Source organism: Streptococcus sp. HMSC072D05, from assembly GCF_001815805.1.
Taxonomy (GTDB): domain Bacteria; phylum Bacillota; class Bacilli; order Lactobacillales; family Streptococcaceae; genus Streptococcus.
Window position 1 is genome coordinate 1 of sequence record NZ_KV821983.1, and the last position, 16,004, is coordinate 16,004.

The 16,004-nt window shown below is 39.4% G+C and carries 11 protein-coding genes and 1 pseudogene; 2 read left to right on the forward strand and 10 right to left on the reverse strand.

What is annotated here, in order from left to right; translation table 11 throughout:
• A partial coding sequence (locus tag HMPREF3057_RS01070; RefSeq protein WP_142350327.1) for a CshA/CshB family fibrillar adhesin-related protein occupies nucleotides 1-2,753 on the reverse strand: 2,753 nt, incomplete at its 3' end.
• A 292-nt stretch (nucleotides 2,754-3,045) separates the two neighbouring features.
• Complete coding sequence (locus HMPREF3057_RS01075) at nucleotides 3,046-3,753, reverse strand: glucosamine-6-phosphate deaminase (protein WP_000864609.1); 708 nt, start codon at nucleotides 3,751-3,753, stop codon at nucleotides 3,046-3,048.
• Nucleotides 3,754-3,903: 150 nt separating this feature from the next.
• Here HMPREF3057_RS01075 and queA point away from each other — a divergent pair, with 150 nt between their 5' ends.
• Nucleotides 3,904-4,932 carry a tRNA preQ1(34) S-adenosylmethionine ribosyltransferase-isomerase QueA gene (queA, locus tag HMPREF3057_RS01080; protein WP_001090173.1) on the forward strand — a complete coding sequence of 343 codons (1,029 nt, stop codon included), beginning with the start codon at nucleotides 3,904-3,906 and terminating at the stop codon, nucleotides 4,930-4,932.
• Nucleotides 4,933-4,971: 39 nt separating this feature from the next.
• Here queA and HMPREF3057_RS01085 read toward each other — a convergent pair whose 3' ends face one another.
• From HMPREF3057_RS01085 to HMPREF3057_RS01105, 5 genes are read right to left on the reverse strand one after another with little or no spacing between them, the layout of a single operon-like run.
• The gene (locus HMPREF3057_RS01085; RefSeq protein WP_000759516.1) at nucleotides 4,972-5,832 is read right to left on the reverse strand and encodes a YihY/virulence factor BrkB family protein; all 861 of its coding nucleotides are present in this window, start codon (nucleotides 5,830-5,832) and stop codon (nucleotides 4,972-4,974) included.
• A gap of 29 nt (nucleotides 5,833-5,861) precedes the next feature.
• A complete protein-coding gene (locus HMPREF3057_RS01090; protein ID WP_000421612.1) occupies nucleotides 5,862-7,916 on the reverse strand; it encodes a cation:proton antiporter in 2,055 nt (684 codons plus the stop codon).
• Nucleotides 7,917-7,927: 11 nt separating this feature from the next.
• Entirely contained in the window at nucleotides 7,928-8,182 is a 255-nt protein-coding gene (locus HMPREF3057_RS01095; protein ID WP_000361094.1) for a hypothetical protein, read from the reverse strand.
• Nucleotides 8,175-8,732 carry a tRNA 5-(aminomethyl)-2-thiouridylate-methyltransferase MnmM gene (locus HMPREF3057_RS01100; RefSeq protein ID WP_000828420.1) on the reverse strand — a complete coding sequence of 186 codons (558 nt, stop codon included), beginning with the start codon at nucleotides 8,730-8,732 and terminating at the stop codon, nucleotides 8,175-8,177. Before HMPREF3057_RS01100 ends, HMPREF3057_RS01095 begins: the two co-directional genes overlap by 8 nt.
• Nucleotides 8,716-9,672: a tRNA modification radical SAM protein MnmL/YtqA gene (locus HMPREF3057_RS01105; protein WP_000867033.1), complete on the reverse strand. Its 957-nt coding sequence runs from the start codon at nucleotides 9,670-9,672 to the stop codon at nucleotides 8,716-8,718. Before HMPREF3057_RS01105 ends, HMPREF3057_RS01100 begins: the two co-directional genes overlap by 17 nt.
• A gap of 91 nt (nucleotides 9,673-9,763) precedes the next feature.
• Here HMPREF3057_RS01105 and HMPREF3057_RS01110 point away from each other — a divergent pair, with 91 nt between their 5' ends.
• Nucleotides 9,764-10,123 (forward strand): DUF3397 domain-containing protein, encoded by a 360-nt coding sequence (locus HMPREF3057_RS01110; protein ID WP_008281343.1) that lies wholly within the window; start codon nucleotides 9,764-9,766, stop codon nucleotides 10,121-10,123.
• Nucleotides 10,124-10,204: 81 nt separating this feature from the next.
• Here the strand turns inward: HMPREF3057_RS01110 and HMPREF3057_RS01115 are convergent, their stop codons facing one another.
• The 3 genes and pseudogenes from HMPREF3057_RS01115 to HMPREF3057_RS01125 form a co-directional block, all read right to left on the reverse strand.
• The gene (locus HMPREF3057_RS01115) at nucleotides 10,205-10,945 is read right to left on the reverse strand and encodes a class I SAM-dependent methyltransferase (RefSeq protein ID WP_000573478.1); all 741 of its coding nucleotides are present in this window, start codon (nucleotides 10,943-10,945) and stop codon (nucleotides 10,205-10,207) included.
• A gap of 206 nt (nucleotides 10,946-11,151) precedes the next feature.
• A pseudogene (locus HMPREF3057_RS01120) lies at nucleotides 11,152-14,789 on the reverse strand (Cna B-type domain-containing protein).
• Between the two features lie 593 nt (nucleotides 14,790-15,382).
• Nucleotides 15,383-16,004 (reverse strand): prealbumin-like fold domain-containing protein (locus tag HMPREF3057_RS01125; RefSeq protein ID WP_142350328.1); only part of this gene is annotated, 622 nt, incomplete at its 5' end.

A 16,004-nucleotide genomic window follows, 5' to 3' on the forward strand; every position in this document is an offset into this window, starting at 1 on the left:
CCTGTGCTGGTTGCGTTAGTGCTGGTTGGTGTTACCTTAGTCACTGTTGGTTTATAATGTGCTCGGTAAGGAACACCGTTAGAATCATTTACTTGGACAGTAACTGGGTCTGGGGTACCAACAAAATTTTTGTTAGGTTTGAAAGTGACTTGACCAGTGTTAGGGTCTAACTCATAAGTTCCAACTGACTGACCATTGGATGTAGCAGGAACTGAGTTACCAATAATAGGTTGGCCGTTAGCATCCACAAAGGTCGCAGGGCGTGAAGCATCTGGAGTCACTGGCGTTTTATCTGGATCGCCATCATTAAAGATTAGATTTTTGTTTTGTTCTTGACCTTGAACACCAGTTGATTCATATGTTGGTATCTTTCGAACAGTAGGAATGTATCGACCATCCATATTGTTCAAAATGTCATTCTTATTTGGATTTGATGCATCAGTTGATTGCCAGTTAGTTGATGAACCGTTTGAGTCTGTACGACGAATATTAATCCCTTCAGCAGTTCCTGTGAAGTCTGCATTTGGTGTGAACGCTACATCGATATCATCTCCATTAGTAGTCACTACATAGGTTCCTTCCGGACGCACATAAGTATTGCCGTTTGTTGGAGTCAAGACATTTCCTTGATTATCCAAAATCTGTGGCGCTTGGCTACTCATGCTAGCATTAGTTACAAAGTCTGAACGATCTGGTCCTTTAGGTGTGAAGTGAACTGTAGCATTTTGTGTTTCACCTTGAAGACCTGTTGTTTCTTTCTTTTCACCTTGAGGTGGATAAGTACGACGAACCAACATGTCCTCTACTTCACCACTAAATGCCATCCCGGTAGGCTTCTCAATATCACCTGCATTAGTCGCAATACGCACACGCATTCCAAGTTGGTCAACTAAGCCACCACTAAGACTCGGAATTGCATTAAATGTTAAAGTGTGATCTCCATTAGCAGTTATTTCTTTAACTACACTGCCTTCATTATCATCAAATTTCCCATTATTATTGAAGTCCACCCATGCTTTGACATATGCTTTAGCATTACCATTTGGATTAGCCTTAATCTTAAGGGTATAAGTGCCATTCTTAGCTTTGTTTAAATCCAAAAGGTCGTTAGTATTGTTATATTGATCAGCAGTTAGCAATTGCTGCGGACCTTCATCTGAAACATCCTCACGATCATCAGAAGTCCAATCATTTTTAGAATCCACATCGATATCTGCTTCTGTAGAACCTAAGTAAGGTTGCTTTATTTGAACATTTGTTATCGAATCGCGTGTAGAGATAGTATGGTGAGCTTCACCGTAACTTTCTGGCGCATCACCACCATCAACTACCAAGAATCCCATCATAAGTGCCTGTTGCCCTGCGGTCGCAACATAAAAACCTACCTCAGAAGCCCCACGGGTCATTACAACTGGCACTGCTTTACTTGCTGAAACTATTGGTCCAAATACTTGACTACCTAGACCACCTGTAACTGTATCAGGACTCAAAAACTTATTCCAATCGACAGTCTTATCTTTTAGGATGAGTAGACCACCTCTTGTTGTCTTGTCAGCCTGCTTAACAAGTTCTTCAGTCGTAACAGTGTAAGGACCTTTTGCACGAGGACCTTTCATCCATTCTCCTACGTATTCCCAACCTTCACCGTTAGTGGTAAAAATACCATATTCACCAGGGTTAGCATCTTCTCCATCAGCCATAACAACTGCTGGTTTTACTTTTTTTCCACGATAAGTGGCTTCTATTTTAAATTTAACCCCCCAGTTTACACCATCAACTGGTACGATAATTTGTGTTTTATGGCCTTGTGTATCAAAACCTTGTCCCCCAATAGTACTCCATTTATCTTGAGGTTGACCTGATACAGGAGGTGGAGTTTTTCCATAATCTTTCCAACTTTTTAAATAACTGTTTGTTGCATTTGGATCATAAGTTCCAGCAGATGAAGTTCCTTCCACACGCTTTTTATAAATTTCAGTAGCGTGGAATGGTTTAAGCTCAGTAACTGTCAAGGTAACTACATAACCAGGTGAAATTTCTTTCGTATAAGTAGTTCCAATCTTAAACCCTCCCTGAGGATCTAAGTTTTTCAAGCTTGCTGTATCAGAGAAATCAATCCAGTTAATTTGTTTTGCTAATTGTGTACTTTCTTTCTTCTCTGATTCAGACAATTCTGGTTTAGATGTACGTGGTACAGGAGTCGCATCGTCCGCACCTGCATAACTAGCTGGTGCAACTGAAGTCGCCTGGGTATCACGACGAACTCTACGAGAACGTGTAGATTGTTCAGTAACACTAGACGTCTCAGTAGGTTCAGCAATTATTGGAGCAACTGCAGTTTCTGGTTTAGCACTCTCTGTAGATTTATCTTCTGGAGAAGTAACTGGTTTCTCAACAGGAGACTGTGATGTTTCAGAGATAACCGATTTGTCATTGTTCTTTTTATCAGCAGGCTCTGTTCCAGAATTTGAAGTTGCTGTTTCTTTAGTTGGTTGAGAGGATTCTACTACAGATGGTGTTTCAGACTTTTCCGATGTTTTAGAATCTGTAGGTGATATAGAAGTCCCCGTTGTTTTATCAAGGTTTGTTTTAGCTACCTCGTTTAAAGAGTTTGTCACACTCGTCTCATCAGCACTAACTTGAGAAGTTGCTCCCAAAAGGACAAAAGTAGACAAGAGCACAGAACAAACACCTACATTTAGTTTTCGAATAGAAAACTTATGAAGGCGTGGATTAAATAAATCTTTCCCCATTATAATCTCCTTAATTATAATTTTATAACTCAGAACATTATACAACTTTTTTTATAGCTTCGCTACTAAGTAAACTTAAAAAATTTTAGTTATTATTTAAATTATAAAAGAAAAAAACTACGTATACTTAACTTCAATTATTATCTTGTTATATTTTTTTCCTGCATTAAAATTTATATAATTTCTTTATTCAAATATTTTATAGTTTAAACCAAAATTATCAAAATTTCACTTCTAGCTTATAAGAATCAAAAAACCACTCACTCCAAAGAGCAAGTGGTTCGTGTAATTTTTATTTTTCAAGTAAGCTGAGCGCTTCTGCATCAGCGATAATAGTCACGTCAGGGTGGTTTTGTAGGCTACTTGCTGGTAGACTTTCAGTCACTGGACCAGACACTGTTCCAGCAATGGCTTCTGCTTTAGACTCACCGTAAGCAAAGAGAATAATTGACTTGGCATCCAAGATGTTTTTAATTCCCATTGAAATGGCTTGGGTTGGGACGTCTTCAATCTTGTCAAAGAAGCGAGCATTGGCTTCGATAGTAGACTGGTCAAGTTCTACTAGATGCGTTTGACTGTCAAATGGAGTGCCAGGCTCATTAAAGCCGATATGTCCATTGCGACCAATCCCCAAGATTTGCAAATCAACAGGATGGTCAGCTAAAATTTGATTGTAGCGTTCTACTTCTTCTTCAGCATTATCCTTAACACCACGTGGCAAGAAACTTTCTTTAAATGGTTTTTGGTTAAACAGGTTTTCTTGCATGAAGTAACGGTAAGATTGTGGATTGTCCCCATCAAGCCCTACATACTCATCAAGGTTCACACTGGTTAGATTTGAAAAATCAAGGTCACTCTCAACGATTTCTTTGTAAAACTCAAGTGGACTACTTCCTGTCGCAAGTCCCAATGTTTGAGCGCCATTGGCTAATTTTTCCTTCAAAATCTCAAAAGCAACTTTTCCACCTTCGACTTGGTTTTCAACTTTAATAACTTTCATCTTTTCATCCTCCATTTTAATCTATATTTATTATATGGTATAGACCAATTTTTGTCAAGTGAAAACGATTTAATTTCTAAAAAAAGAGCGCCCAAACTTGAAACATGTTATAATGGATAAGATTAGAACTTAGAAAGAATGAAGAGATATATGAATACAGCTGATTTTGATTTCCACTTACCTGAGGAATTGATTGCCCAAACGCCCCTTGAAAAACGAGATTCCTCCAAACTCCTTATCGTTAATCGCGAGACGGGAGAAATGCAGGATAAACACTTCCACTCCATTATCGACATGCTGGAACCTGGTGATGCCCTTGTCATGAATGACACCCGTGTTCTCCCTGCCCGCCTCTATGGTCAAAAAGAGGAGACAGGAGGTCATGTGGAGCTTCTCCTGCTCAAAAATACTGCAGGTGATGAGTGGGAGGTTCTCGCTAAACCTGCCAAACGCCTCAAGGTTGGTACTCGTGTCAACTTTGGCGATGGTCGCCTCAGCGCTGTTGTTACGGAAGAATTGACCCACGGGGGCCGCATTGTCCGCTTTGAATACCAAGGAATTTTCCTAGAAGTTTTGGAAAGTCTGGGAGAAATGCCATTGCCACCTTATATCCATGAAAAACTGGATGACCGTGAACGCTATCAAACGGTCTACGCTAAAGAGAGTGGCTCTGCTGCAGCACCGACTGCTGGATTGCACTTCACCAAAGAACTGCTAGCAGAAATCCAAGCCAAGGGTGTTCATCTGGTCTATCTCACTCTTCACGTCGGACTCGGAACCTTTAGACCTGTCTCTGTTGACAATCTGGACGAACATGAAATGCACTCTGAATTCTACCAGCTCTCTGAGGAAGCAGCTGCCACCCTTCGCTCTGTTAAGGAAAATGGAGGTCGCGTCATCGCTGTTGGAACCACTTCGATTCGCACACTGGAAACCATCGGTTCCAAGTTTAATGGGCAAATCCAATCAGATTCTGGTTGGACCAATATCTTTATCAAACCAGGCTACGACTGGAAGGTTGTGGATGCTTTTTCAACTAATTTCCACCTGCCCAAGTCAACTCTCGTCATGTTGGTTTCTGCCTTTGCCGGTCGTGACTTAGTCCTAGATGCCTATCACCATGCCATCCAAGAACACTACCGCTTCTTCAGTTTTGGAGATGCCATGTTTATCTATTAAGAAAATCCCTATTAGGAAACCTAATAGGGATTTTTCTAATTATTCCATACTAAACTCTGGATCTTTCAAACTCTGAACACTGGCATTGATAACTGCTCCGATAATCAAAATCTTTGCAATGAGAATAAACCAGAACATCATGACTACCACGATAATGGAACTGAAAAATCGAACGTCAACCAGATGATTGACATAACTATTGACGTAGACAGAAAAGATATTCAATAAAAAGATAAGAGTTAGCAAGACAAAGACACTTCCTGGTAAAACATAGCGGATTCGTGGTGCTTTTACTTTTGGAAGGAAGTAATAAATCATAACCAGAATGGCAAAGATCAAGGCATAGACCAGAGGGCCTGTAAAATCTTGCAGGTAGGAAAATAGCGGACTGTCTGATTGCCAGTAAGTTTTGAGGAGGTTGAGCAACATACGACCAAACATACTCAAAAATAAGGCAAAGGCAAAAAGGATCTGCAAGCCAAAACTAACAAGTAGACTCATCAACTGATGGGAGATAATGCCTCGACTCTTGGTCACCCCATAGGCTTTGTTAAAGGCTTTTTGGAGGAAATCCATTGATTTCGAAAAGGTCCAGAGTGCAGATAAAACGGCAAAACTCAGCAAACCAGTTGATGGTTGAGTCAGAACTTCTCGGACAATCTTGGCAACCACATCATACACCGTATCAGGCAAGAATTCCTTGATCGTCAGTAAGAAATTTGAGACTGGAATCTGAAAATAAGGCAAAATATTGACCATTATCATTAGCAAAGGAAAGATTGAAATCAACCAATAGTAGGCAACCGCAACACTGGTCAACTCGCTATCAGATGCTTGATAATAATGCAAAAAAGCTTTCAATAAGGGCCTGTCCATCAGCTCTTTCCACCACTTTTTCATGTTCCATCCTCCGTCATTTTCTTCATCATTTAAGTTCTTCTGATTAAATCTAGCATATCATAAGGCAAGGTATTTGCAGCCTCTTTCAGAGAATAATTCTCTAAATTATTCACATTTTGGCGTAGTTTTTTAGCATACTTGGCTGTTATCAGTTTAGCTTCTTCGTATTCAAAGATTGCCTTACGTTCGAGATAGTAGCCTCGTAGCATTTCATCGATATTGTTTGGCTTGATGCGATTGATAACCCGCTCAACAAAGGCACCACTTCCGATAATGGCCGTCTCGCGTAGACGAGACTCTTGCATAAAGCTAATCAGAGAACTCTTGTAAACCCCTTTGAGGTTTTCCAAACTCTCGATAATCAGCTCTGTATTTTCCAAATACAACTCTGAAATCTGATCATAGTCAACTGCTAGTAGTTTACGAGATTCTTCATTCATCCAACTACGGAAAGTTTTGCCAAAGGTAAACATTTCATGGAGTAGAAAGCGCAATATCCGTAAGGAAACTAGGAAGTAATAAGTCACTCTAGAAGCGAAATTTCGATTGATACTCTGCTCCATGTTTTTTAGGTAACGTTGGTAAACTCGATAGCCACGCTCGCTGATTCTATTTTCTTCGTAGGCTTGCTCCAAACCGTCACTCTCAATACTCAAGATAAGAAGCTTGAGGGACTCCCAGTCCTCTTGGACTCTCTTATTTTCCAGACTAAGGATGAGGTTTTCAATCCGACCATGATAGTTATCAATAGCTGCATAAAGAGGAAGTTTGTTTTTGTGATGGTCCAGTTCTTTTTCTAATTCTGCAGCTACATCATTCAAAATCGCAATATGCATCAAATGATCCTTGCTTTCCTCTTGTTCTTCAGATAAGTGAGGGAGAACCAATAAACCTGTTAGAAAGCTCAATAGTGTAACGCCTGCTACAAGGAAGAGTAAGAGAGGGTATTCCTGCTCCAAATGACTTGGTATGAGGAGAATGGTCGCGATAGATACTGTTCCTTTGACACCAGAGAAGGTCAAAAGAAGCATATCTTTCGTGTACTTATTAATTTTTTTCTTAAGTCGACGCGTCCTCACAAAGTAAAAACCAGCAATCATGACAAAGCGGATCGCAAAGAGTAAGAAGGTCAGAACGACAACTGAAAGCAGTAAAAGAAGGGGATTGTAGAGAGAATTAGACAAGATCGGCTCTGCTATCAACTCTAATTCCATTCCCAAGAGAACAAAGACTGATCCATTTAGCATAAAGGTCACGGTGTGCCAAACGGTCTCCGTCACGGTGTCTACCTGAGCCTCAAGGAGCGTAATTTTCTTAAAACGACTGGCCTTCAAAATACCTGCAACCACTACTGCGATAATCCCTGAAACATGAAACTCTTCTGCGATGAAAAAGGTCATGAGTGGCAAACTTAGCTCTAGCAATAGTTCACTAGCTATATCTATCGCTCGCACACTCAGTAAAAAGCTATGCAAGAAACGATTGACCATAGCCGTCACAAAACCAACTACAAAACCACCAAGGATAGAAAGTGCTAGGGAAGTTCCAGCTTGGCTGAGAGAAAACGTTCCTGTTGTCCAAGCAGCAAGAGCCATCTGAAAGGCAACCAAACCAGAAGCATCATTTAAGAGTCCTTCCCCTTTTAGGATATTAGAAACCCGTTTGGGAAAACGAAAACGTTCAGAAAGAGATGCGAAGGCAACCAAATCTGTTGGCCCAAGTGCCGCTCCAACTGCTAAACAGGCAGCCAAAGGAAGAGTCATCCAAAGGAAGTGAGCCATGCCTCCCAAGCTTAAGGTCGAGATAAAAATCACAGGAAAAATCAGAAAGACGACAATCCGCCAATGCTTCAAAATGGACGTAATATCCGCTTCTTCTGCCTCTCGGAAAAGTAAGGGACCAATAACCATGGCTAGAAACAGCTCTGTATTGAGATGAAAGTCCGCATCGGGAACAAATAAACCAATCCCAATCCCCAAAAGAATTTGTACAAGAGGAAGGGGCAAAAAAGGGAGAAGTTTATTAGTCGTGGTTGAAATGATTAAGACAAATAAAAATAGAATCAAGTAAATGAGTAATTCCACACAATTCCTCCTTAATCTTTTTTACAACAAGATTCAAAAATCTCCTTTTGCTCTTGGATTTTCTGATCAATCTTAGAACAGTCTTTGTGCTCAATTTTTTTCTGGCATCGTTCCATTTCAAGAGCCACTAATTTTTTCTTGATTTTAAGCATTTTCTTGCTCATATGTGCTTCATCGAGCACCCCGACTGCTCGCTCGTGATGCGTTGACTCGACAAAATTTTGGCGCATTGCCTCAAGCTTCTCACGAAGGTATTGTTTATCCATGTCTATACCTTTCTAATTTTTCAATCATAACTAAAAACGGTGGATTATTAACTTGGTTGAGAGTCCGATAAATGGCAACTGTATACTCTTGTTGGTTCAACTGGCTAACAAAATCCAATACAGCATCCCTCTCGGTGTCTCCTCCTTCATGACCATAGTAGATCATGATAGCAATCCGTCCCCCTTTGACAAGCAAATGACACAGATTTTCTAATGCTTCGATAGTAGTCTGAGGTTGAGTGATGACGGATTTGTCAGCAGAAGGTAAATAACCAAGATTAAAAATCCCTGCCTTAGCTTCTGTCACAAACTGGTCTAGTGTCTCATGACCTTTCAAGATTAACTGGGCATTTTTCATTCCAGCCTGATCCAAACGCTCTTGCGTCTTCTCCAAAGCCTGCTCCTGAATATCAAAGGCATAGACTTGCTTGGCTAGCTTGGCTAGAAAAAGGGTATCATGCCCATTACCCATGGTCGCATCCACAACAATATCCTCTTTTGTCACGACTTCAGCTAAAAAATCATGCGCCATCTCAAGTGGTCTTTTCATTTTCAAACTCCTGTTTTACAGCCTTACAGCCCTGAACACTTCCTCGGCGTCTCATTTCAGTTTCAATAGCATTTAGCACTTCCCATTTATTGAGGCTCCACATAGGGCCAATCAGCATATCTCTCGGTGCATCTCCTGTAATTCGATGGATGACGATATGCTTGGGAATGATTTCTAGTTGGTCACAAATGACCTTGACATACTCATCCTGACTCATCAGTTGCAAGCGTCCTTCGTGGTAATCTCGCTGCATCCGTGTATTGGTCATGAGGTGAAGCAAGTGCAGTTTAATTCCTTGAATATCATTATCCGTAACACAGCGACGGACATTTTCGACCATCATCTCATGAGTCTCACCAGGCAAACCATTGATCAAATGGGAAACAATCTCAATTTTGGGATATTTCCTCAAGCGTTTTACTGTTTCAACATACAATTCATAAGAATGGGCACGGTTAATCAGGTCAGAGGTTGCTTCAAAGGTTGTCTGTAAGCCCAATTCTACAGTCACATGCATGCGTTCCGATAACTCAGCCAAATATTCGATGGTTTCATCGGGTAAACAGTCTGGTCGTGTTCCGATATTAATCCCTACTACACCTGGCTCGTTGATAGCCTGCTCGTATCGCTCCCGAATCACTTCCACCTTTTCATGGGTGTTGGTAAAGTTTTGAAAATAAACCAGATACTTTTTAACTTCTGGCCACTTGCGGTGCATAAAGTCAATTTCCTTATAAAATTGCTCACGGATAGGGGCATCCGGTGCCACGATGGCATCTCCAGAACCTGAAACCGTACAAAAAGTACAACCACCGTGAGCTACAGTTCCATCCCGATTGGGACAGTCAAATCCCGCATCAATAGGAACTTTGAAAGTCTTTTCTCCAAAAAGTTTTCGATAATAATCATTCAAGGTATTATAAGATTTCATAACTTTCATTATAACAAAAAACACCTACAATCTCAAAAGCCTGACTTTCCTACAAATTCCCTTGTTTCTCATTTCCTTTAGCGTTTTTTTATGATACAATATGGGTATGATTTTAATGAAAATAGCATCTATTTTATTATTGATATTAACCTTGGTGGTTTGCTTTATTGTCACCAAGCTTTTCGGACTTAGGAAAATAGGATTTAATTTCGCGGATCTAGCTTTTCCACTGTTGGTATTTGAGTACTATCTGATTACTGCTAAAGCCTTTACCCACAACTTTCTACCGCGACTTGGTGTCGCACTTTCTCTCCTAGCAATCCTCCTTGTAATCTTTTTCCTTGTCAAAAAACGAAGTTTTTATTACCCTAAATTCATCAAATTCTTCTGGAGAGCCGGTTTTCTCCTTACCTTAATCATCTATATAGCTATGATTGTCGAATTGATGATGCTCCCATAAAAAAACATTCCCTCAGACAGCTGTCTAAGGGAATGTTTTTATCTTCATACTTACTTTCTAAGCTCTACCAAGATACTTTTTTTATTTCCTAAATGTTAAGGCGTAGAATTTACCATCCCAAAGAAGTTTCATTTCCTTTTCCTTAACTTCACTTGGAACAGCATTCTCAATTTCACTCAAATCAACAGTAGCATCTTTGAAATAATCCTTACTAAAATGATTTTTCTTATATTGCTGATCCACATAGTCAGCCGTCTCATCTGCAATTAAAATCTTAGTCCCTGGCTTCGCCACTCGTAGCATTTCCTGCATAGCCTTGGCCTTATCATTGAAAAAATTGATTCCGCCAATATGGTAGACAATGTCAAAACTATTATCCGCAAAGGGTAGATCCTCCGCGCAAGCATGGAAAAGTTGCAAATTAGTCTTTTTAGCGCAAGATTTCTGGCATTTTTCTAGCATACTGATAGAAATATCTACCCCTACAAAGTCTAAACTTTTCAGGTCAATTGTCTCAGGGATATAACGGAGGTCTTGACCAGTCCCGATAGAGACATAAAGAACAGATAAATTATCCTTCCATTCGATTTCTCCCATCAGATCCCTTCTCAACTTATCAATTGCCTTGCCGTGGAGAAGTGGTCCTATCCATTTCTCACTCATATCGTACCAGCGAGCCATACGGTTATACATGGTCATGTATTTTGCATTATCTCCAGATAGATAATCTGGATTAAGAGACAGATAGATATCGCCATCTTTTTGAAAATTTTCTACCTCTAAACCTGACTTCAATTTATCTTGTAATCTTGTTTCAATCATATACAACATCTCCTTTTCTATTTGTCACCTATTATAGTGGAATTCATCGCAAAAACAATAGCTTTTCAGTAAGTGGCAACTATCCACTTGTATCCGGTAGTAGAACCAGGGTCAGTTACAAAAAAACAAGTGCCAATTTCCATTGACACTTGTTTCCACTTTTAAACTGTCTTGCAAAATTTCGTGAAAGATACCGTTTAAAAAACTTAATCTTCTTTTTTGCGTCTTGCCAAGAATCCTGTTCCCAATCCAAGAAGGGCGATTCCAGCTACTAGAGTCGCTTGGTTAGACTCGCTTCCTGTATTAGGTAATTCCCCACCCTTTTTAGGCTTACCTGGTTCATTTGGTTTGCCAGGTGTTGGTTTTTCAGGAGTGTGCGTATTTGTAATGTTGTAACCTTCTACTGAAGCTGTATAACCATCTGGAACATTCACTTCTTCAACAGTGTAGGCAATCTCCTTACCTTCTTGATAACGATCAAGACCTGTAAACTCATAAGTCCAGCCACTTGTTTCTGACACTATAGCTGTCTGACCAGTTTCCTTACCATCTGCAAGAAGTTTTACGGTGATAGATGCTGGACGGATGCCATCTTTGTTATCTTCATCTTTCCAGATCTTCTTACCTTTTACAGATGTTTTCTCTGGTGTGTGGGTGTTGGTCACATTCATACCAGTTTCAGTAGCTGTGTAACCTGTAGGAACACCAACTTCTTTGACTGTGTACTCGATTGCTTTACCATTTTGGTAACGATCCAGTTCAGTGAATTCATACTTCCAACCTGTTTCAGCTGTTGCGATTGCTATCTTGCCAGTTTCTTTACCATTGGCAAGAAGAGCGACAGTGATAGATGCTGGACGGATACGATCTTGGTCGTTATTATCAATCCAGGTCTTTTGTCCACTTACAGCAATTTTTTCTGGTGTATATTCATTGGTAATGGTGTACTTGCCATCCTTATCTGTAGTGATGGTTGCTTTGTATTCTGTCATAGCAGTTTCTTTGACAGTATACTTGATTTCTTTACCATTCTTATACTTAGGAAGTTTTTTAGATTCGAACTTCCAGCCAGTTTTTTCTGAAACTTCAATTTCTTGAACAACCTTGTCGCCGTTAAGAATTTGAACTTTCACAGATGTTGTACGTTTACCGTCTTGGTTGTTGTTATCTTTCCACACCTTAGTTCCTGAAAGGATGACTGTATCTGGATTGTGAGTGTTTGTCACTACTTGACCAGTCACAGAGGCTTCGTAACCAGCTGGTACATCCACTTCCTTGATAGAATAGGTGATTTCTTTTCCAGCTTCGTATTGTGGAAGATTGGTGAAGGATGCTACCCAAGTGTTATCGTCTGTCTTATCCTTAGCTGTTAAGGTCAATTTCTTACCTTCAACGGCTACTGGATCTGCAACTCCTACTTTTTTGTAAAGTTGAACCGTTACGGACTCAGGACGTTTACCGTCTTGGTTGTTGGCATCGTTCCATACTTTTGTTACCTTGTAGTCAATTTCTTTAGGAGCATATTTGTTTGTGATGGTAAAGTCTGTAATAGTAGCTTCGTATTCTGCTACGGCTTCTTCTGTTACAGTGTATTTGATTTCTTTACCAGCTTTATATTTTGCTAATTTTTCGAATGTAGCAGTCCATGTTCCGTCTGCAGCAGCCTGAATTTCTTTCGATGCTACTTTCTCACCGTCTGCTAAAAGATTGATTGTAATCTTAGTCGGACGTTTGCCGTCTTGGTTGTTGGCATCTTCCCAGTTCTTAGTTGCTTTTACATCAACTGTTTCTGGTGAATAGCTATTTGTGATAGTGAATCCTGATGCAGCGTCACCAGTAACTTCTGAAGTGTAACTAGGAACAGTTACTTCTACTACAGTGTACTGGATAGGTGTGCCGCCTTTATCAGCATCAAGGTCTTTGAAGCTTCCAGCCCAACCATTTGCTTCAGTCAATTCAAGTGTTTTTCCAGTATCTTGGCCATCTGCAAGCAATTTAACTGTGATAGAAGATGGACGTTTACCATCTTGGTTGTTCTTATCATCCCATTTTTTCTTCACAGAAACTTCCGTTTTTGCTGGAGTATAAGCGTTTTCGAAAGCTTTTTCATCATCGTAAGAAACAGTTGCTTCAAGTGCACCTTTACCCTTGTCCGTTACAGTAACTGTAGCCGTAACAGTTTTAGTGTCGTACTTGATGCCTGTATCACTGCCAGCTTTTTCAGCAATTTTAAAGGTATAAGTCCCTGCTTTGTCGAATTCCAATTCTGAGAAAGCAATGTTTCCGTCTTTGTCATTCTTCACAGTTTCTTTCACCTTACCATCTTGGTCTGTTAAAGTGAATTCAAACTCTTCAGCCTTCAACTCACGTCCTGTAAGTTTTTATTAGCTTTAATCTTAGCTTTAGCTTTGCTACGTTTATTTGTAACTGTTTTGATAGCTCCATCTTGTCCAACAGTCATCTCAAATGGAGTAGGATTCAACTCATATCCCTCAGGAGCCTCAATCTCGGTTACCGTAAAGTTCCCTTTCTTGATATCACTTTCTGAGTAAATAGATGACTCAGCAATTCCGTCATCATTTGTCGTTACAATTTCCTCTTTAGCCGTAGCTCCTGCCGGAGGAGTAATCTTGAATTTTGCTCCTTTTAGACGGTCATGAGTCAGCTCGTCGACCTTGTAAAGAATGATACGGTAACCAGTTTCTAACTGAATTGTACCGCCTGAAGCAACTACTGAGTTTCCGATTTGCTTAACGACTGTCTTATTACTATAGTCGTCATATGTAAGAATCTGGTCATCACCCTTCATTTCAGCATTGTTTTGGACTTGCGTGCCATCAGCTGGAGCACTTGTTTTATAATTAATTCGAAATGCTGCTGGTTTCCCGTTCTTCGCAAGAATTGAAGATGCATTGTTAATTGTTAAAGTAAATTCTGTGTAAGAATCATTCCATTTTACTTGGTAATCCTTACCAGCTTCTAAAACCACCTCATCTTTAAAGTAATAAGATTTATCGTACCAACCTGCCGTAACTTTAAATGTTTCAGGAATCATCTGCATCGGTGAGGCATTTGGGTCAACCCAGTCATGAATTTCAATTTTGTTATAGGCAGCTTGTTTAGGATTAGCTCGAACATACCAACTGTGTAAATATTGTCCACTCTTATTTAGAGCACTAGATGTCCAATCCTCTTTGTAAATCAGACCATGATACTTACTGAAATTAGCACGTCCAATTCCTTCAGAATAATCAGAGGCTTCCCCTTTTTTGACCTTAATTTGATGGGTAATTTCATTTATAGTTTCCGTCTTATCAAAACGGAGCGTTTCATTGCTTAATTCATTTTTAGAACTAAAACCAACAAAGAAATTTCCTTTAACGTTTTGGACTTGATAGCCACCTTTTTTCTCAAGATAGGTTTTCAGATTTTTTAATGTAATAGTCGCCTTACCACCATTATTATCCCCGTTTGATACAATTTGAGTTTCTCCGATAACGAGATCTGTTTCCTTATCTTTTAAATCAAAAGTTTCATTTCTAACAGTTAAAGGGCTCGGAACAGTAAAGGTAAAGGTATCACCGTCCTCTAATTTACCATCATAGGCGCTCAAATCGTAATCAACAGTGAATTTATAATTTGAGTAGTTATGATGTTCAGGAGAAAGTGTATAAACACCATTCGCATCTGGTTTTATAAACTTACCATTATCAACCTCCCAAATTCCAATATTACTGATAACGTTCTTCAGTTCCTTTGCTTGAACTGAATTTGGAGCAAAGATTATCCCTAGCAAACAGGCCAGAGAAGTTAGGATGGGTAACCAAAATTTCTTGTTCTTCATAATCTTCCTTTCTAAATTACCGAAAACATTAAAACGACAAACTATGATTATAAAATCTCAACACTCATCTCCTTTCGAATTCGTTGAAATCCATGAGGGTTATTGAATAAGTTACATCATATTAACATGTTTCATAACTATATGTGAGTGCAATATTTATCATATTTGTTCTATTTTTAATATAGAAACCTCCTTTAATTTCATTATAAAACAAAATTAACTTTTTTTGTAATATTATGAGGTTATTGCCTTTTGAAAATATTGACACAGTGTAAAATTACTGCCATAAAAATTAATTCTTTCATCAGACTGAAGTTTCTTTAAGTATAGTGAACACTTACGAACAACTTCTCTTTTAAACAAACAGAAAGGAACAATGCACAAAACGTTCCATTTATTTATAAGTTTGATACACCTTAATAATTATCCAAACTATTTTATATAAGTAAAAATCAGAAGAGATTTAGCAATAGTCATATACCATACTGGTAAATAGTTTAATTTATCATATTTCATTATTCTGAATCATAGAAAAAAGACCAGGGGGTTATCCCTGATCTTTCTTTACTGTACTTATTGGCTACTAAATGAGATTAGTCTTCTTTTCTTCGTTTAGTTGCAACAAGACCTGCACCTAAAGCTAGAAGAGCTAAACCTGCTGCTAATGCAGCTTGTCCAGATTCGCTTCCAGTGTTTGGTAGGTTAGGATTTTCTGGTTCAGTTTGGTCCGTTACTACTAACTTACCATCCTTAAACTCAACCTGATTTCCACTAGCATTTACCACTGTTACAGTTCCGTCGTAGTTAACTTGGAATGTAATATCTGTTACTGCTAAGTATCCAGTTGGAGCGGCCTCTTCATGGAAAGTATATACTCCCGGAGTCAAATCAAGTACATGTGATTGTTTGGCTTTTGAAGTCCATTCAGCCACAGGATTACCTGCAACTTTTTCTCCACGGAAAATTTGGATTTTTGCACCCGCGATTTCTTCACCCGCTAGATTTACCTTGCTGAAGGTAATCTTACGTGGAAGGTCATCGTCTTTGTCGGTTACAGTTACTGTTGAGCCGTTGGTTACGACTTTGTTCTCTTCACCTTTAGAGTCTTTTTCACCAACATTTGTCACTTCCACTGTGCCGTCATGTTTGACTTGGAAAGTGATATCGGTTACTTTGAGGTAGCCTGTTGGAGCTGCTTCCTCATGGAAGGTGTAA

Bases quoted from the DNA above. Each gene is read 5' to 3' on its own strand.
- queA (WP_001090173.1), top strand. From the start codon at position 3,904: ATGAATACAGCTGATTTTGATTTCCACTTACCTGAGGAATTGATTGCC.
- HMPREF3057_RS01085 (WP_000759516.1), bottom strand. From the start codon at position 5,832: ATGAAAAAGTGGTGGAAAGAGCTGATGGACAGGCCCTTATTGAAAGCT.
- HMPREF3057_RS01105 (WP_000867033.1), bottom strand. From the start codon at position 9,672: ATGAAAGTTATGAAATCTTATAATACCTTGAATGATTATTATCGAAAA.
- HMPREF3057_RS01095 (WP_000361094.1), bottom strand. From the start codon at position 8,182: ATGGATAAACAATACCTTCGTGAGAAGCTTGAGGCAATGCGCCAAAAT.
- HMPREF3057_RS01100 (WP_000828420.1), bottom strand. From the start codon at position 8,732: ATGAAAAGACCACTTGAGATGGCGCATGATTTTTTAGCTGAAGTCGTG.
- HMPREF3057_RS01075 (WP_000864609.1), bottom strand. From the start codon at position 3,753: ATGAAAGTTATTAAAGTTGAAAACCAAGTCGAAGGTGGAAAAGTTGCT.
- HMPREF3057_RS01115 (WP_000573478.1), bottom strand. From the start codon at position 10,945: ATGATTGAAACAAGATTACAAGATAAATTGAAGTCAGGTTTAGAGGTA.
- HMPREF3057_RS01110 (WP_008281343.1), top strand. From the start codon at position 9,764: ATGGGTATGATTTTAATGAAAATAGCATCTATTTTATTATTGATATTA.